This is a genomic window from Klebsiella sp. AqSCr (assembly GCF_008452795.1).
Classification (GTDB): domain Bacteria; phylum Pseudomonadota; class Gammaproteobacteria; order Enterobacterales; family Enterobacteriaceae; genus Klebsiella; species Klebsiella pneumoniae.
In genome coordinates this window covers 3,716,440-3,733,902 of sequence record NZ_MJDM01000005.1, presented here as the reverse complement: position 1 = coordinate 3,733,902, position 17,463 = coordinate 3,716,440, and the positions used below count along the sequence as shown (strand labels likewise).

At 57.4% G+C, this 17,463-nt stretch carries 18 protein-coding genes and 1 pseudogene; 10 read left to right on the top strand and 9 right to left on the bottom strand.

Features of this window, described 5'->3' with window-relative positions; genetic code table 11:
• Positions 1-279 precede the first annotated feature (279 nt).
• Positions 280-1,275, top strand: coding sequence for a glyceraldehyde-3-phosphate dehydrogenase (gene gapA, locus BHE81_RS22245; protein ID WP_002901243.1), 996 nt, complete (start codon positions 280-282; stop codon positions 1,273-1,275).
• Positions 1,276-1,349: 74 nt separating this feature from the next.
• The gene (locus BHE81_RS22240) at positions 1,350-2,234 is read left to right on the top strand and encodes a D-hexose-6-phosphate mutarotase (RefSeq protein WP_023302058.1); all 885 of its coding nucleotides are present in this window, start codon (positions 1,350-1,352) and stop codon (positions 2,232-2,234) included.
• Between the two features lie 56 nt (positions 2,235-2,290).
• Here BHE81_RS22240 and BHE81_RS22235 read toward each other — a convergent pair whose 3' ends face one another.
• Both BHE81_RS22235 and BHE81_RS22230 read right to left on the bottom strand, forming a co-directional pair.
• Positions 2,291-3,145, bottom strand: coding sequence for an aldo/keto reductase (locus BHE81_RS22235; RefSeq protein ID WP_004176538.1), 855 nt, complete (start codon positions 3,143-3,145; stop codon positions 2,291-2,293).
• Positions 3,146-3,236: 91 nt separating this feature from the next.
• Positions 3,237-3,983, bottom strand: a complete 747-nt coding sequence (locus BHE81_RS22230; RefSeq protein ID WP_002901236.1) for a MipA/OmpV family protein — start codon at positions 3,981-3,983, stop codon at positions 3,237-3,239.
• A 416-nt stretch (positions 3,984-4,399) separates the two neighbouring features.
• Here BHE81_RS22230 and yeaG point away from each other — a divergent pair, with 416 nt between their 5' ends.
• The gene (gene yeaG, locus BHE81_RS22225; protein WP_002901234.1) at positions 4,400-6,334 is read left to right on the top strand and encodes a protein kinase YeaG; all 1,935 of its coding nucleotides are present in this window, start codon (positions 4,400-4,402) and stop codon (positions 6,332-6,334) included.
• Between the two features lie 85 nt (positions 6,335-6,419).
• On the top strand, positions 6,420-7,703 hold the full coding sequence (locus BHE81_RS22220; RefSeq protein WP_023302059.1) for a YeaH/YhbH family protein: 1,284 nt from the start codon (positions 6,420-6,422) through the stop codon (positions 7,701-7,703).
• Positions 7,704-7,748: 45 nt separating this feature from the next.
• Here BHE81_RS22220 and BHE81_RS22215 read toward each other — a convergent pair whose 3' ends face one another.
• Positions 7,749-8,315, bottom strand: coding sequence for a hypothetical protein (locus BHE81_RS22215; RefSeq protein WP_023302060.1), 567 nt, complete (start codon positions 8,313-8,315; stop codon positions 7,749-7,751).
• Between the two features lie 158 nt (positions 8,316-8,473).
• Here BHE81_RS22215 and BHE81_RS22210 point away from each other — a divergent pair, with 158 nt between their 5' ends.
• Complete coding sequence (locus tag BHE81_RS22210) at positions 8,474-8,956, top strand: glutathione peroxidase (RefSeq protein WP_002901230.1); 483 nt, start codon at positions 8,474-8,476, stop codon at positions 8,954-8,956.
• A gap of 121 nt (positions 8,957-9,077) precedes the next feature.
• Here BHE81_RS22210 and BHE81_RS22205 read toward each other — a convergent pair whose 3' ends face one another.
• A complete protein-coding gene (locus tag BHE81_RS22205; protein ID WP_023302061.1) occupies positions 9,078-9,389 on the bottom strand; it encodes a hypothetical protein in 312 nt (103 codons plus the stop codon).
• 67 nt (positions 9,390-9,456) lie between these two features.
• Between BHE81_RS22205 and BHE81_RS28355 the strand changes: the two genes are divergently transcribed.
• Entirely contained in the window at positions 9,457-9,576 is a 120-nt protein-coding gene (locus BHE81_RS28355) for a hypothetical protein (protein ID WP_014907792.1), read from the top strand.
• A 70-nt stretch (positions 9,577-9,646) separates the two neighbouring features.
• Here BHE81_RS28355 and BHE81_RS22200 read toward each other — a convergent pair whose 3' ends face one another.
• Positions 9,647-10,528 carry a LysR family transcriptional regulator gene (locus BHE81_RS22200; protein ID WP_004179386.1) on the bottom strand — a complete coding sequence of 294 codons (882 nt, stop codon included), beginning with the start codon at positions 10,526-10,528 and terminating at the stop codon, positions 9,647-9,649.
• 175 nt (positions 10,529-10,703) lie between these two features.
• Between BHE81_RS22200 and BHE81_RS22195 the strand changes: the two genes are divergently transcribed.
• The gene (locus BHE81_RS22195) at positions 10,704-11,921 is read left to right on the top strand and encodes an MFS transporter (protein ID WP_023302062.1); all 1,218 of its coding nucleotides are present in this window, start codon (positions 10,704-10,706) and stop codon (positions 11,919-11,921) included.
• Here BHE81_RS22195 and BHE81_RS22190 read toward each other — a convergent pair.
• Entirely contained in the window at positions 11,918-12,667 is a 750-nt protein-coding gene (locus BHE81_RS22190) for an SDR family oxidoreductase (RefSeq protein WP_002901225.1), read from the bottom strand. The two genes, BHE81_RS22195 and BHE81_RS22190, sit on opposite strands and share 4 nt — an antisense overlap.
• Positions 12,668-12,833: 166 nt before the next feature.
• Between BHE81_RS22190 and BHE81_RS22185 the strand changes: the two genes are divergently transcribed.
• Positions 12,834-13,739: a LysR family transcriptional regulator gene (locus tag BHE81_RS22185; protein ID WP_023302063.1), complete on the top strand. Its 906-nt coding sequence runs from the start codon at positions 12,834-12,836 to the stop codon at positions 13,737-13,739.
• A gap of 6 nt (positions 13,740-13,745) precedes the next feature.
• Here the strand turns inward: BHE81_RS22185 and BHE81_RS22180 are convergent, their stop codons facing one another.
• Together BHE81_RS22180 and BHE81_RS22175 are read right to left on the bottom strand one after the other, a co-directional pair.
• Complete coding sequence (locus BHE81_RS22180) at positions 13,746-15,011, bottom strand: Y-family DNA polymerase (protein ID WP_004152360.1); 1,266 nt, start codon at positions 15,009-15,011, stop codon at positions 13,746-13,748.
• Positions 15,012-15,013: 2 nt separating this feature from the next.
• The gene (locus BHE81_RS22175; RefSeq protein ID WP_002901192.1) at positions 15,014-15,433 is read right to left on the bottom strand and encodes a translesion error-prone DNA polymerase V autoproteolytic subunit; all 420 of its coding nucleotides are present in this window, start codon (positions 15,431-15,433) and stop codon (positions 15,014-15,016) included.
• Positions 15,434-15,703: 270 nt separating this feature from the next.
• Between BHE81_RS22175 and BHE81_RS22170 the strand changes: the two genes are divergently transcribed.
• Positions 15,704-15,946 carry a DinI family protein gene (locus tag BHE81_RS22170; protein WP_002901096.1) on the top strand — a complete coding sequence of 81 codons (243 nt, stop codon included), beginning with the start codon at positions 15,704-15,706 and terminating at the stop codon, positions 15,944-15,946.
• A gap of 170 nt (positions 15,947-16,116) precedes the next feature.
• Here BHE81_RS22170 and BHE81_RS22165 read toward each other — a convergent pair whose 3' ends face one another.
• The gene (locus BHE81_RS22165) at positions 16,117-17,253 is read right to left on the bottom strand and encodes a glycosyltransferase family 9 protein (protein ID WP_014907796.1); all 1,137 of its coding nucleotides are present in this window, start codon (positions 17,251-17,253) and stop codon (positions 16,117-16,119) included.
• Here BHE81_RS22165 and BHE81_RS28850 point away from each other — a divergent pair.
• Positions 17,248-17,404 (top strand): annotated as a pseudogene (locus BHE81_RS28850) (hypothetical protein). The gene BHE81_RS22165 and the pseudogene BHE81_RS28850 sit on opposite strands and share 6 nt — an antisense overlap.
• The last annotated feature ends 59 nt before the right edge of the window (positions 17,405-17,463 follow it).

Sequence of the window (17,463 nt, the reverse complement as noted above, 5' to 3'; positions counted from 1 at the left end):
AATGAAGCGTACACTTTTGTTCTAAACTTATCCGGTGCCCACAGGCAGCCAGATAATTGTGACTTAAATCACGTTTTTATCTTAAATGCCCTTTAAAATTCCGCGCGCAGCCCCCATATGGAATTGGGCTCAAAGGGAAAGTGAGGCAAATCAATCGCGCAAAGGTCTGCTCAGGATTGATTTGTCGCAATGATTGACACGATTCCGCTTGACGCTGCGTAAGGTTTTTGTAATTTTACAGGCAACCTTTTATTCACTAACAAATAGCTGGTGGAATATATGACTATCAAAGTAGGTATCAACGGTTTTGGCCGTATCGGTCGCATTGTTTTCCGTGCTGCTCAGAAACGTTCTGACATCGAGATCGTTGCAATCAACGACCTGTTAGACGCAGAGTACATGGCTTACATGCTGAAGTATGACTCCACTCACGGTCGTTTCGACGGTACCGTTGAAGTGAAAGACGGTCATCTGGTCGTTAACGGTAAAAAAATCCGTGTTACCGCTGAACGTGACCCGGCTAACCTGAAGTGGGACGAAGTTGGTGTTGACGTTGTTGCTGAAGCAACCGGTATCTTCCTGACCGACGAAACCGCTCGTAAACACATCACCGCTGGCGCGAAAAAAGTCGTTCTGACTGGCCCGTCCAAAGACAACACTCCGATGTTCGTTCGCGGCGCTAACTTCGACGCTTACGCTGGCCAGGACATCGTTTCCAACGCTTCCTGCACCACCAACTGCCTGGCGCCGCTGGCTAAAGTTATCAACGACAACTTCGGTATCGTTGAAGGCCTGATGACCACCGTCCACGCTACCACCGCTACTCAGAAAACCGTTGATGGCCCGTCTCACAAAGACTGGCGCGGCGGCCGCGGCGCAGCTCAGAACATCATCCCGTCCTCTACCGGCGCTGCTAAAGCAGTAGGTAAAGTACTGCCAGAACTGAACGGCAAACTGACCGGTATGGCGTTCCGCGTTCCAACTCCGAACGTATCTGTTGTTGACCTGACCGTTCGTCTGGAAAAAGCAGCGTCCTACGAAGAAATCAAGAAAGCCATCAAAGCCGCTTCTGAAGGCGCTATGAAAGGCGTTCTGGGTTACACCGAAGACGACGTTGTTTCTACCGACTTCAACGGCGAAGTTTGCACTTCCGTGTTCGATGCTAAAGCGGGTATCGCACTGAACGACAACTTCGTGAAACTGGTTTCCTGGTACGACAACGAAACCGGCTACTCCAACAAAGTTCTGGATCTGATTGCCCACATCTCCAAATAAGTTGAGATGAAAAAGTAATCTGTAAGAGCGACTTCGGTCGCTCTTTTTTTTGTCTGCAGAGATAGGATTGCACAATGATAAATAAAATTTTTGCTCTCCCGGTGAATGAAACCATTTCTCCCGTGATCTCCCGTCGCCAGCTGGACGACCTGGAGCTGATTGTCATCGACCATCCGCAGGTGAAAGCCTCTGTGGCGCTGCAGGGGGCGCACCTGCTCTCCTGGAAACCCGCCGGTGAAGAAGAAGTTCTGTGGCTGAGCAACAACACCCCGTTTAAACAAGGCGTCGCCCTGCGCGGCGGCGTGCCGATTTGCTGGCCCTGGTTTGGTCCTTCTGCGCAGCAAGGTCTGCCGTCGCACGGCTTTGCCCGCAATCTGCCATGGACCCTGGAAGGTCATGACGAAGACGACAGCGGCGTCATGTTGACCTTTGCGCTCCAGCACAGCGCTGAAACCATGAAGCTCTGGCCGCACGAGTTCACCCTCTATGCCCGCTTTAAGCTGGGTAAGACCAGTGAAATCGAGCTGGAAGCCCACGGTGAATTCGAGACCACCTCTGCCCTGCACAGCTATTTCAACGTCGGCGATATCGCGGCGGTGAAGGTGAGCGGTCTTGGCGAGCGCTATATCGATAAAGTGAACAATGCCGAAGAAGGCGTTCTGAGCAACGGCGTGCAGACCTTCCCTGACCGCACCGATCGCGTCTATCTCAACGCCGACAGCTGCAGCGTGATCCATGACGACGCGCTAAACCGCACTATCGACGTGGTGCATCATCATCAGCACAATGTGGTGGCCTGGAACCCGGGCCCGGCGCTGTCCGTCAGCATGGGCGATATGCCGGACGATGGCTACAAAACCTTCGTTTGCGTCGAAACCTGCTGCGTAACCCAGCCGCAGAAAGCCAGCGAAGAGACGCCCTCTCGCCTGGCGCAAACCATCAGTGTGAAAAAACGCTAATAGCAAAAGCCCCGTTGGTAACGGGGCTTTTGTTTTTCTTTGCCGTGAACGATGGGTTAAACCATATCCAGCCGGGTTTTTCGCTGCGGCGGCGGATAGAGGCGGTCCAGCTGCGCGAGCTCTTCCCCACTAAGGACGATGTCGAGCGCTGCGGCATTCTGCACCACATGCTCAATACTGGCCGCTTTCGGGATCGCCAGCACTCCCGGATGACGAATCACCCAGGCGAGCAGCAGTTGCGCTACCGTAATCCCCCGCGCGTTAGCCATATTAATGATATCGCTATGCTGAAAAAGTCCATCGCGTAAGCGCCCCGCCTGCGCCAGCGGGCAGTAGGCCATCACCGGCAGACTGTGCTGCTGGCACCAGGGCAGGAGATCGTATTCAATGCCCCGCGATGCGAGATGGTAGAGCACCTGGTTGGTTGCACAGTGCTCGCCATCCGCCGTCCGCCACAGCGCCTGCATATCCTCGGTGTCCAGATTAGAGACGCCCCAGCGGCGGATCTTGCCCTCGGCCACCAGCTTCTCCATCGCCTCAACCGTCTCCTGCAGCGGGATATCCCCGCGCCAGTGCAGGAGATACATGTCCAGATAGTCAGTCTGCAGCCGGCGCAGGCTGTTTTCACAGGCGCGGTGCATCGCCGCTTTGCCGGCATGCCAGGGATAGACTTTGGAGACCAGCACTACCCGGTCGCGCAGACCGCGGATCGCCTGGCCCACCACTTCCTCCGCCCCGCCGTCGGCGTACATTTCCGCCGTATCGATCACCGTCAGTCCATGGTCGATGCCCGCCCGCAGTGCAGCCACTTCCTGCTGACGCTGCGCCGCATGTTCGCCCATATACCAGGTGCCCAGCCCGATGGCCGGCACTGCCGCCTGCTCGCCGAAGCGTACTGTTTTTTTCACCATCTTCTCCTCCTTAACCGTATGCACCACCATAAAGCAAAACAGGGCGCAAGGCCCTGTTTTGATGCATGAAGCGCACTGTAAGAATGCACAATCAGAAGGTGTAGGTGATCCCGGTGGAGATCAGACCGCTCCAGGATTTATCCACCATCGGACTGTCGGTAATTTCATCCGACAGACGCGTGTAGCGCGCCACGCCGTAAACGCTCCAGTCACCAAGGAAGCGATAGTTAGCCGACAGTTCCAGATACGGGTTCCAGCTACTGTCCGGGTCATAGCTGCGCATGCCGCTGCGGCGCGACTCGTGCCGGGAGACACCATAGTAGTATTCGTTCTGATTGTCGCTGTTCCACTCCACGCCAATACCCGGCGTCAGCGTCAGGTTACCGTTGGTGTAACGGTACAGCCAGGCGAGATCCCAGTTAATACCGTTGCTGTTATCCAGCGTATCGCCGGCAATCGTCGTGCGCAGGAAGCCATAGGGCGTGTTGTGGACATAAGAAAGACCGGCCATCACGGTCGATTTACGTTTATCCAGTCGACGCATCTGCTCGCTGTCGCTGTCGCCCGGCTTGAAGTACATTGGCGACCAGTAGGCCGTAATCGACAGTTTATCGTTGGTGTCATTCCACAGGTAGTAACCCCCGCCCAGACCGTGGAACCAGAAGTTTTCGCTCTCATAACTAATGACCGGCACCGGGTAGACATCCGCATCATATTGCTTATACGGATGCTCAACGACCCCTACGCCAGCCCCAAGAGTGAACTTCCCGTCGGCATGCGCCGCGCTGGCGGACGTCGCTATCAGCACGCCGAGTGCCAGAAGTTTGATTTTAGTCACAATCCATATTCCCGTTGTCAAATAATCAGCCCGTGCAGTGTACCGTCGTAGGTCTCATGCCTCAAATTCTTTACCCGATATGACACAAATCGTTCACTTTGCCACCCTTCTCTTACCATCCGGTGACAGCCCGATGACAACTTTACGTCCCAACGAATCAAAAAGCGTCATGTTCAGGATGAGTTATTGATATGTCATTGAAATTGATTTTCTGCGCCATGCAAGATTTCTAAATGCATCTACGCTTAAATTTAGAAGGTGTAATTGCCGGGCACATTCACGCTACCCCACCCGCAACCTGGCATAAGGGTTGCTGGATACCAGGAGAGCGATGTTCAGCTTATGTCTTCCGGGGGCCCCCACTATTCATATGAACGGCTCTCAACCTGTGCTAAAAAACGAAAGGACGGCATGCCATGAATATATTCGATCACTATCGCCAGCGCTACGAAGCTGCCAAGGACGAAGAGTTCACACTGCAGGAGTTTCTTACCATCTGCCGGCAAGATCGCAGTGCCTATGCCAATGCGGCAGAACGTCTGTTGATGGCCATTGGTGAACCCGTCATGGTTGATACGGCTCTCGAGCCGCGGCTATCCCGTCTCTTTTCAAACCGGGTTATCGCACGCTATCCGGCATTTGAAGAGTTTTACGGTATGGAAGACGCCATTGAGCAGATCGTTTCCTACCTCAAGCATGCCGCCCAGGGGCTGGAAGAGAAGAAACAGATCCTCTATCTGCTGGGGCCGGTGGGCGGTGGTAAATCGTCGCTGGCTGAACGGCTGAAAGCGCTGATGCAGCGCGTGCCCATCTATGTGCTGAGCGCCAACGGCGAACGCAGTCCGGTCAACGATCACCCGCTGTGCCTGTTCAATCCACAGGAAGATGCGCAGATCCTCCAGAAAGAGTACGGCATCCCGACCCGCTATCTCGGCACCATTATGTCGCCGTGGGCGGCCAAGCGCCTGCACGAGTTTGGCGGCGATATCACGAAATTCCGCGTGGTTAAAGTCTGGCCATCGATTCTCGAGCAGGTTGCCATCGCCAAAACCGAACCGGGTGATGAAAACAACCAGGATATTTCAGCGCTGGTCGGTAAGGTGGATATCCGTAAGCTGGAACACTATGCGCAGAACGACCCGGACGCCTACGGCTACTCCGGTGCGCTGTGCCGCGCCAACCAGGGGATTATGGAGTTCGTCGAGATGTTTAAAGCGCCGATTAAGGTGCTGCATCCGCTGCTGACCGCCACCCAGGAAGGTAACTATAACGGCACCGAAGGGATCTCCGCCCTGCCGTTTAACGGGATCATCCTTGCTCACTCCAACGAATCGGAATGGGTGACCTTCCGTAATAACAAGAACAATGAGGCCTTCCTCGACCGCGTCTATATCGTCAAGGTGCCTTATTGCCTGCGTATCTCCGAAGAGATCCGCATCTATGAAAAACTGCTCAACAACAGTGAGCTGACCCATGCGCCATGCGCCCCGGGCACCCTGGAAACCCTGGCGCGCTTTTCGATTCTGTCGCGCCTGAAAGAGCCGGAAAACTCGAGCATCTACTCGAAGATGCGGGTCTATGACGGCGAAAGTCTGAAAGATACCGACCCGAAAGCGAAGTCCTATCAGGAGTATCGCGATTACGCCGGGGTTGATGAAGGGATGAACGGGCTCTCCACCCGCTTTGCCTTTAAGATCCTGTCTCGGGTGTTTAACTTCGACCACGTCGAGGTGGCCGCTAACCCGGTGCATCTGTTCTATGTGCTGGAGCAGCAGATTGAGCGCGAACAGTTCCCACAGGAGCAGGCCGAGCGCTATCTGGAATTCCTCAAAGGCTATCTGATCCCGAAATACGCCGAGTTTATCGGCAAAGAGATCCAGACCGCTTATCTGGAATCCTACTCCGAGTATGGGCAGAACATTTTCGATCGCTATGTCACCTACGCTGACTTCTGGATCCAGGATCAGGAATACCGCGATCCGGACACCGGGCAGCTGTTTGACCGTGAATCGTTGAATGCCGAGCTGGAGAAAATTGAGAAGCCAGCCGGGATTAGCAACCCGAAAGACTTCCGTAACGAAATCGTCAACTTTGTGCTGCGTGCCAGAGCCAACAACAGCGGACGTAATCCGAACTGGACCAGCTATGAGAAACTGCGCACGGTTATTGAGAAGAAAATGTTCTCCAATACCGAAGAGCTGTTGCCGGTCATTTCGTTTAATGCCAAAACCTCAACCGATGAGCAGAAAAAACACGACGACTTTGTCGACCGCATGATGGAGAAAGGCTACACCCGCAAACAGGTTCGCCTGCTGTGCGAGTGGTACCTGCGGGTTCGTAAATCGTCCTGATGCGTCCAACCCGGCGGCACGCCGCCGGGTCAACTGCAGCTGAATGATGATAAGTAAAGTTGGCTAATGCAGTACAGGAGGGCATATGACCTGGTTCATAGACCGACGCCTGAACGGGAAAAACAAAAGCGCCGTCAACCGCCAGCGCTTTTTGCGCCGTTATAAGGCGCAGATTAAACAGTCGATCTCCGAGGCCATCAACAAGCGCTCGGTGACCGATATTGAGAGCGGAGAATCCGTCTCGATCCCGACGGACGATATCAACGAGCCGATGTTTCATCAGGGTCGCGGCGGCCTGCGCAACCGCGTCCACCCGGGCAACGACCATTTTGTGCAAAACGACCGCATTGAGCGCCCGCAGGGCGGTGGCGGCGGTGGCGGTAGCGGTCAGGGGCAAGCCAGCGCCGATGGTGAAGGAAAGGATGAGTTTGTCTTCCAGATCTCGAAAGATGAATACCTGGATCTGTTATTTGAAGATCTGGCCCTGCCGAACCTGAAGAAAAACCAGCACCGGCAGCTGAACGAGTTTAAAACCCATCGCGCGGGTTTTACCTCCAATGGGGTGCCAGCCAACATCAGCGTGGTACGTTCACTGCAGAACTCGCTGGCCCGCCGTACGGCGATGACCGCCGGCAAGCGTCGTGAACTGCGCGCCCTGGAGGAGGATCTGGAAGCCATCAGCCGCAGCGAACCGGTGCAGCTGCTGGAGGAGGAGCGCCTGCGCAAAGAGATTGCCGAACTGCGGGCTAAAATCGAGCGGGTGCCGTTTATCGACACCTTTGACTTACGCTACAAAAATTACGAAAAACGGCCGGAGCCTTCCAGCCAGGCGGTGATGTTCTGTCTGATGGACGTCTCAGGCTCGATGGACCAGGCCACCAAAGACATGGCCAAGCGCTTTTATATCCTGCTGTATCTGTTCCTCAGCCGGACTTATAAAAACGTCGACGTGGTCTATATCCGCCACCATACCCAGGCAAAAGAGGTGGATGAGCACGAATTCTTCTATTCTCAGGAAACCGGCGGCACCATTGTCTCCAGCGCCCTGAAGCTGATGGATGAAGTGGTGCAGGCCCGCTATGATCCGGCGCAGTGGAACATCTACGCCGCCCAGGCGTCGGATGGCGACAACTGGGCCGATGACTCCCCGCTGTGCCACGAACTGCTGGCGAAGAAAATTCTGCCGGTGGTGCGTTATTACAGCTATATCGAAATTACCCGCCGGGCGCATCAGACCCTGTGGCGCGAGTATGAACACCTGCAGGCGACCTTTGATAATTTCGCCATGCAGCATATTCGCGACCAGGAGGATATCTACCCGGTATTCCGCGAACTGTTTCACAACCAGTCATCTAAAAGTGAAGCTTAATTAAATACTCAGCCAGTGAGTCGAGTGACTTGCTGGCTGTTTTCCTCAGACACAAGGCCCGGTGGCACATCCATACATCATGTAAAACGGAAACAACGGGGCCAGGGCAACGGCGCCAAGCGAGCTAATCGTTTTGGTCTTATCATTGATTGATACCACAACGGGGTGCGCTAACTGGTAGGCGGCGGCCAGATCTGACGCGTCCGATGCAGTCCAAAATCCTGTCGCTTTAAACAACACCCCGAGGCGATCGTTATCAATTTGCACCGCATGATACTGATTCACCAGCTCGCTATGCTGCCCGGCATCCAGTTTGCGCTGATCCATCACCACCAGATATTCCGCCGTCACCTCATGTTGTTCCACGACAAAGTTAACCCGCACGCCGGAAGCCTGTTGGTGAAAGCGTTCATAAAAGGTCTTATACCGCTGATATTCCTGAGGCACACCGTCACGGACAAAGCGGTAACTGTATTTCGCTGAGCTGGCGACAATACCGGACTCTGTGGGTTTCATCGCCACAATGGTATCCCGAGGCGGCAAGTTTGGCGTGCTGGTACATCCTGCGAGTATCGCCACCACCACCACCAGCGATAAGACATATTTCATCATTTTCAGCCGTTCCTGTTCGCGATTTTCTCTATGACATCTGGCGTTTTTTTAACATTCCAGGTACAAATCCCTAACCCTGTGTATCATAACTGCCTAATCTGCTTCAAACATTCGCGCGATCGTCAGCGTTGAACTGTTTCTACTCTCAGGAGCCTGCTATGACCCCTTTTTATCAATTGACGGCTACCCGCCTGCGCGGCCAGCCCCTCTCCATGGCTGACTATGCTGGCAAGGTGGTTCTGGTGGTGAATACGGCCAGCCATTGTGGCTTCACACCGCAATACGCTGGCCTGGAAGCGCTCTACAAAAAGTACGCGGCTCAGGGGCTGGTAGTGCTTGGTTTCCCGTGCAACCAGTTTGGTAAGCAGGAACCCGGCGGTGCGGATGAAATCGAGCAGACTTGTCACGTTAACTACGGCGTGAGCTTCCCGATGTTTGAGAAAGTGGACGTCAACGGCCCCGCCGCACACCCGCTGTTTCGTTATCTGAAACAAGCGTTGCCCGGCGTGCTCGGCGGACGGATCAAGTGGAATTTCACCAAGTTCCTCATCGGTCGCGACGGCACACCCCTCACGCGTTTTGCGCCGTTCACGACGCCGGAGAAAATGGAAGCCTCCATTGTCGCGGCCCTCACGCGCTGAGTGTTCCCATCATGCCACGTTCACCCAGCGGCGGCTGGCTGCCCATACAAGGTAGACGTCGCTCTCACGCGGCCAGCAACCGCCTGCTGCTGGCCAATCTTCCACCTGCCCGGTCATCAGCCTACAGCGGCGACACGACCTCGACTTCATGCTGAAACACATAGGGGTCGGAGAGGAGTTCGAATGCTTCGTCGTCCGGATAGGTGACCGCGACGTGATAGTCTTCGCCAGCGAAGGCTTTGACCGCCGCGAGATCCTGCCAGTAGGTGGCAAGAAAGAAATGCGCCCATTCGCCCTGGTTTTCCTGGCGCACCAGCGCGCCTCTGTTGCCGGGGATACCCCGGGCGTGTTCCACGCCGGTCAGCTCAAGGTGGCGGGCAAACCCCTCAGCATGTTGCAATGGCACACAGCCGTGCCAGGTCCTGACAATCATTTGCGTTCTCCTGTGGTGATAAACGTCTCACCCTAACATCGACAGGCATTTCTGGGGGAGCGCAACAATGCCGCGCTGGCAACAACACAAAATTATTTTGCCGGACGGGGATATCCTCTCACTCTGCAGTATTTTCGACTGCGGGGCAGCATTGGGCCGAATATTGCGCGGCGAGTATCACTGTTAGCTGGCGCGGAAAAAATCGTGGCTCGTCAGCCTCGGGCAGTCTTATCGATACACGCCCAAGCCGCGCCCCTTCAGGGCATCGCCAGCCGATCTTGATGGTCCGCAAAGAGAGCGATGAGATGGTCGGCGAGAACCCGCACGCGTCTGGATCCGGCCAGGTCAGAATGCATCACCAGCCAGAGGGTCTGATCCGCGCCGATCTCCGGCTGCAGGCACTGCAGGCCGCTGGCCCGCGCCATAAAGTGCGGCAGGACGCCCAATCCGAGGCCCGCGGATACTGCGGAAACCTGGGCCACGAGCGTATTGGCTTCGACTTTACACGGCCGGCCGCGCAGGGTGCGCGTGATCCATTGGGCGGCCGGCAGGTGCTGGTGAGTTTCCGGCCACCCCACAAAGTCCGCCTCGCTCAGCGACAGGCCGTCCGCGCCGACCAGACAGTCGGCGGCGCCATAGACGCCAAACCCCACCGTCCCCAGCCGCTTTAACGTCAGATGCCCGGCCTCAGGCTTGACCATGCGGATCGCCAGATCGGCATCCCGACGGTGCAGGTTCACCGGCTGCACGCCGCTCAGCACCTCCACCCGCAGCTCGGGATAATGGTCCAGGAGCCCTTTCAGGGAGGGCAGAATAAAATGCGTGGCCAGGTTATCCGAGGTGGCCAGACGGACAACCCCGGCGACATGCCCCTGCAGTTGCGCCGCTTCGCCGAACGCCAGGCCAGCGTATTCCAGCGCCTCCGCCCGCGCGAGCAGGGCTTCGCCATCGTCGGTCAGGCGGTAGCCGCTCTGATGGCGGCTGAAGAGCGGAACGTTCAACGCCTGCTCCAGCCGATCCAGCCGGCGGGAGACGGTGGCAATTCCCATGTTCATCTTGTCGGCGGCGCCGCTCAGCGTTCCCGCCCGGGCGATGGCGAGGAAGATGCGCGCATCATCCCAATGAAATTCTGCTGTCATCTCTTTTCCATTTATGGAAAACGGCTCTCCGTTTTCTGCTCTTTTTTATCAATTTTGCAGGGATGATACTGCACGCCACTCGCGGAGACAACCAGGCCATCCGATCGCCTGTGCTCTCCTCACCTGAACGTCCGTGCACCGCGCGGAACGCTCCTTTCCTAAGGATACGCCTGATATGAAAGAGATTGCTTTACCCCTCCACCCGGCGCCGGCGCGCGTCTGGATTGCCGTCGTTGCGCTCGGGATCTGCGCCTTTTCGATCGTCACCAGCGAACTGGCGCCGGTGGGCATGCTCAGCGCCCTGGCGGCGGATTTTCACCAGACGGAATCCGGCGTGGGCCTCGCCGTCACCGCCTATGGCTGGGTAGGCGCCCTGGCGGCTCTGCTTTCCGGCGCAATGCCGACGCGTATTTCCCGCAAGGCGCTGCTGGTCGGGCTGATGCTGATCCTCGCGTTTTCCTGCCTCGCCGCAACCCGGTCTTATTCGATGTTCGCCCTGATGAGCGCCCGCATGATTGGCGCCCTGGCGCATGGCGCCTTCTGGGCCTTAATTGGCATTGTCGCCGCGCAGCTGGTGCCGCCGCACCGGCTGGGGCTGGCCACGGCGATCATTTTTGGCGGCGTGTCAGCGGCAAGCGTAGTGGGGGTGCCGCTGGCGAGCTTTATCGCCACCCTGGCGGGCTGGCGACCCGCGTTTATGTCGATGGCCTTGCTGTCACTAGCCGCCGCTGCGGTGCTGTGCTCGACGCTGCCCCCGCTGGCCGCCCCAGCCCCCGTCAGGCTGCGTGTTTATCGCGATATCTTCCGCAATCCGCTGCTCGGTGGCCTGTATGGCGCCACGGCCTGCATCATTACCGCTCACTTTGCCGCCTTCACCTACATTGAACCGCTGCTGATAAATCTGCAGGGAGTCCCGGCGACCGCCCTCTCCGGCCTGCTGCTGCTGTCAGGGGTTTCCGGGCTGCTGGGTAACGTTATCGCGGGTAAGCTTATCGATCGTCATCTGAAGGGGCTGATTTTCGCTGCGCTGCTGCTGAGCGGGGTCGCGCTGGCGCTCCTTGGCGCCGCCCGTCTTGCGCCACTGCCGTTCTGTTTTAGCGGGCTACTGTTAGCCCTGTGGGGCGCCGGCATCGCGATTGTGTTCGTCGGCTTACAGACCTGGTTGCTGCGCAGCGCGGGCGCGGTCGCCCAGCCGGCGTCAGCCATTTATGTGGCCATTTTTAATGCCGCCATCGGCACCGGGGCGTTTGTCGGCGGCCAGCTGATCGCCTCAGCTGGCCTGTCGGGAATGGTGTGGCTGGCGGCGGGGATCATGGTGGGCAGTACGCTGCTGATCGCCCTGCTGAAAGCGCCTCTGCCCGGTCAGGTCAGTGCGGCGACGGCAGGCGCTTAGATTTGCGCCAGCCCGCCGTCGACATAGATCTCCGCGGCGTTAATAAAGCTCGACTCATCCGACGCTAAAAATACCACCGTCCGGCCAATCTCCTCCGGCTCGCCCAGCCGCCCGAGCGGTACGCCGGCCGCCAGAGCATCGAACAAGCCCTGGCGGTCCGCCTCCGCCACCAGCCCTCCCAGACCCGGGGTACGTACCGGCCCCGGGCTGACCACATTGATGCGGATCCCGCGGTCGCTAACCTCCAGCGCCCAGGAGCGCGCCAGGCTGCGTACCGCGGCCTTACTGGCGCTATAGATGCTGAAGTTAGCCGTCCCTTTTACCGCCGCCGTAGAGCCGGTCAAAATCACCGAGGCGCCATCGGCGAGCAGCGGCAGCGCTTTTTGCACGGTGAACACCACCCCGCGCACGTTGGTGGCGAAAATCCGGTCGACGTGTGCTTCGGTGATGGCGCTCAGCGGCAGCATGTCTCCGCCGCCGGCATTGGCGAACAACACATCCAGCCGGCCGGACTCTTCGGCAATGGTCGCAAATACCGCGTCAAGGTCGCTTAACACGGCGGCGTCGGCGCGGATCCCGCGGGCGGCGGGCCCGATGAATCTTACCGCCGCATCCAGCTCCTCCTGACGGCGGCCGGTGATGTACACCTTCGCGCCCTGCTCCGCCAGTGCTTTCGCCGACGCCAGGCCAATCCCGGCGCTGCCGCCGGTGACTAACGCCACTTTATCCGCAAGTTTTTTGCTCATGGTGCATTTCCTTGGTTAGAGTATAAACAGGCCAGGCTCGCGAACGCGCCCCGCCGGGTATGGAAAGCACTGTAATCGTCCCGGCGAGGCGGAAAAATGGCCTAATCTGAAAAACACTCTTCCCCTCGGTGGATAATGACCTCCAGTAACCAGGATAAAGCGAATAATGGACCGGTTTTCAGCTCTCAAAGCCTTCACTCGCGTTGTCGAAGCCGGCAGCTTTACCCGCGCCGCGGACTCGCTGAATATGCCCAACGCCACCCTCAGCAAAACCATTCAGCAACTGGAAGCGCATCTTGGGGTTTCCCTCCTGCAGCGCACCACGCGGCGTATTACCGTGACGCCGGAAGGACGGGAGTACTATGAAAAAGCCCGCTGTCTGCTGGAAGACCTGGAAGAGATCGACGCGTCTTTCAATACCGCCCGCAATAAGCCGAAGGGCCATCTACGGATCGCCATCGGCGGGTCGACCGCGTGCGATGTGCTGATCCCGCTGCTGGCGGACTTTATGACCTCCTGGCCGGATATCCGTATCGATTTGCAGGTGGCCGATAAGCCCGCGGACCTCATCAGCGGCAATATTGACTGCGCCATCCGCGGCGGTCCGATGGAAGACTCGACGCTGATCGCCCGTAAAATCGGCGAGGCGACGCTGGTCACCTGCGCCACCCCGGGCTATCTTCAGCGCTACGGCACCCCCGCCTCGCCGGATGAACTACATCATGGCCACCGGCTCATCAGCTATCTGTCGCCGGCCAGCGGCAGAGCGTTTCCGTTTCGCTTTACGCGTCACGGCGTCAGCACCGAGCTGAAGACAGAGCCCCATCTCGGCATCAATGAGAGCAACGCGCATATTGCCGCCGGCGAGGCGGGCTTAGGCATTGTGCAGACCTTTACCTATTCGCTGAAACCGGCGCTGGCGAGCGGCGAACTGGTGGAGATCCTCAGCGCCTGGCGCCCGGCCCCCTATCCTTTTCACGTTGTCTATGCCCGGCACCGGCACGTCCCGCCCCGGCTCCGCTTCTTTATTGACTGGCTGGCGGCGGTTTTTCCGGCCGCGGTGCAGGGATAGCGCGCGTTATCTGACGCGGAGCAGGTCGCCGTATCGCGTGGTGTAGCGCGGCGAGAGCATCTCTCGCTTCATCTGCCACTGCTGCTGGATCCCCTGGCCGGCAAAATAGAGCGCCCCCCTGCCGTTTTTCGCATTCAGCTGATCGAGAACCTGCATCAGTCTGGCGCTGTTGTGCCGCGGAGCAAGCTCGTCGAACAGATTCAGCTGGGCGACGCCCTGGCTGTAGAAATCGCCGAGCATCACGCCGGCCTTCTGATAGCGATGCCCCGCTTTCCAGATGGCATCCAGACAGCTCGTCGCCGCGGCGATAATATCCCGGGAGTCCTGGGTCGGCGTCAGCAGCTTTAGCGAGGCGCTGTTGCCGTAATAGGGTTCATTCAGCGCGAAGGGGCTGGTTTTGACAAAGGCGGAGACGAACCGGCAGTACTGATGCTCACCGCGCAGCTTTTCTGCTGCCCGCGCGGCATAGCTGCAGATCGCCTGGCGCATATCCTCATAGGCCGTAATCCGATCCCCGAACGAGCGGCTGCAGATAATTTCCTGCTTAGCGGGGGCAAACTCCTCCAGCGCCAGGCAAGGCTCGCCGCGCAGCTCCCGTACCGTTCGTTCGAGCACCACCGTGAAGTGCTTGCGGATAAAGCGGATATCGCTCTCCGCCAGCTGGAGTACCGTGCCGATCCCCATCGCTTCAAGCTTTTTGCCGATCCGCCGCCCGATGCCCCAGACCTCGCTCACCGGCAGCAGCGCCATCAGCTTTCGCTGCCGCTGCGGGCAGGACAAGTCCACTACCCCGCCCGTCTGCCGCGGCCACTGCTTCGCCGCGTGGTTGGCCAGCTTCGCCAGGGTTTTGGTCTGGGCGATGCCAACGCCCAGCGTCAGATGGGTACGCTGCAGTACCGTGGCGCGGATTTCGCGGCCAAAATCGGTCAGATCTCTGCAATGACGCACACCGCTGACATCGCAAAAGGCCTCATCGATACTGTAAATTTCGCAGCGCGGGGTGAGCTCTTCCAGGGTGGCCATCACCCGGCTGGACATGTCGGCATACAGCTCATAATTACTGCTAAACGCCACGACGCCGTGGCGAAGAAACGCAGCCTTCTGCTTAAAGTAGGGTTCGCCCATTTTCACAAACGGCTTCGCCTCCGCCGAGCGGGCGATCACGCAGCCGTCGTTATTCGACAGCACCACCACCGGCCGCCCCTTCAGGTCTGGCCGGAAGGCGGTCTGACAGCTGGCATAGAAGGCGTTCACATCACAATGCGCGAACATGATCAGCCCGCCGCCTTGATGATGTAGGTTACGACGCCGAAAATATCGAGCGTCTCCTCGCGGCCGACCACGATGGGTGAATAGGCCGGGTTCATCGGGTTAAGCTGCACCCGCGGCAGAAGCTGCAGCTTCTTTACCGTAAACTCGCCGCCGACGGCGGCAATCACGATATCGCCATGCTCCGCTTTACGCGCGCTGTCCACCACCAGCAAATCGCCTTCGTCAATGCCGGCATCGATCATGCTGTCGCCAGCGGCTTTGACAAAATAGGTCGCGCTGGGATGCTGCACCAGCAGCTCGTTGAGGTCGATTCGCTTTTCAACATAGTCCTGAGCCGGGCTGGGAAAGCCGCACTGCACCAGGTCGGCAAAAAAGGGAAAGGAGACAATCTGACGTAGCTCAACCGGCGTGTAAACGTTCATTTTTCAACCCACCACACAATACTGAATATATATACAGTAGTTTTGCCAGTTTTACCGGTCAATATCGGCTCCAGCTATCAATCGCCAGCACTGAAATAACTCCTTGATGTCAATAGGGGTCTTCTTCAGCGCCAGCGAACCGTTTGCTGCTTTTGCGCGCAGCCCGCCCGCCGCGCGAGGTGGTAGATGCGCAGCGCCGCGGCATTCGCTTGACACTGTACATTAACACAGTAAAACTATCGCCCGCGATCAGCATACAGAGGACAGAAGATGTTTGTGGAACTGATTTATGACAAGCGCAATTTTGCCGGGCTGCCGGGCGCCAGAGAGGCCATTCTTAACGAGCTGACCAAACGCATGCAGCGCATTTTCCCGGAGGCGGAAGTGCGGGTGAAGCCGATGATGACGCTGCCGGCGATCAACACCGACGCCAGCAAGCATGAAAAAGAGCTGATCAGCCGCACGGTGCAGGAGATGTTTGAAGAGGCGGATATGTGGCTCACTGAAGAGTGATCCCGCCCGTCAGTCGCGGCGACCACCTCTTTAAGAGCTTTCCCGGATGTGGCAGAGCCGCGGGCAACAGTACAATAGCGGCGGTTGCAGACTGGCAATGCAACCTTCGCTCACCTGCTGGCTCTTGCATACGGCCAGCAGGTGAGCCCTACCTGTCTCCCCTCATCGCCTCACAGCGTCTCCGGTAGCGCCGCTATAATTCTATCCACTAGCCCGCGATGCTGATGGACCTTCCCGCATTTAACAATGATCTGCCTGGCGTTGTCATAGCCCGGGGCCCACAGCCGGTTATTAAGCAGAACGTCCTTATAGACCGCGATCAGCGGTTTGTTCCACGCCGCCGCCATGTGCACCACCGAGGTGTCCGGGGAGATAATCAGCTCCGCCTGGGCGATCAGCGCCATCGCATGGTGTAACGTGTTAAATGGGTTAATCACCACCTCCGGCGGCAGCGGGATGCGGATCTCGCGCCGGTGATCGAGCAGAATAACCGCGCTCCCCGGATGGCGGGCCAGCAGTTTGTCGAGCAGTTCCGCCAGCTGCGTCTGCGAGAGACTGCGGTCGGCATGGCCGGCAAAAATATTAATCACCACCGCTTTTCCGCTTAGCGACGCCAGATACTGCGCCACCTCCTGCATAATCGGCCCGGGCACCGCCAGGTCGTAAGCGTCCAGCCCGCGGGTGTCCAGTTGAAGATAATCGGCGATCAGCTCGAACGTTTTCGTCACGTGCCAGCGCTGGCAGTCAAAATCAAAAGAGTGGGAGTAGTGCTTAATCGATGGCCATTTATTAAACCCGAGCACTGATTTGGCTTTTATTTGTCGGAAAAGCCGCAGGCGATGCACGGGAATATCGAACAGCGAAGGGTCAATAATAATATCGTACTTATTATTAGCCAGTTCATTAATAACGTCGCGAGGAACGTTATGATTAAATTTACGCAAAAAATCGGCGGACGTGACCGGGTCAGCTTCATAAATATGGCGGATCCGCGGGTTATAACGCATCACCTGGCTGTTAGAGGTCGTCAGCAAAAAATCAACGATATAGCCTGACTGATGCAGGCATTTCACCAGCGCGGAATCCACCACTACATCGCCGACCGCCCCCTCATTGCGCATCAACAGGACGGTTTTCGCAGACGACAAATCTACCGGCTGACGGCGTCGGCGATCCCAGAGCGCTTTCGCCACCCCCACCCGCAGGGCATTACGTACTTTCTTAGTAAAGTAATTCCGCCGTCTGTTGAGCTCCCTTATTTTATTAAATTTCTTGCGTGGGGAACCCTGCATGGTTGCATCGTGCATCATCCTAACCTCATTACGGCAATTATTAATATTCTGTGTCGTCCGATAGAGACTGAGCGAAATAAAAAAAGTTCGATTGAAAATGAAAATCATTCTTTTTTTTATTTACAAAACTCATCTGCGCCTGCGGGATTGCACCACAGCACTGTGAAGTAATAATGAGCGAATGGTGAATTTCCCGGCCCACCGTTGGCAGGCCGGCGCAACAGC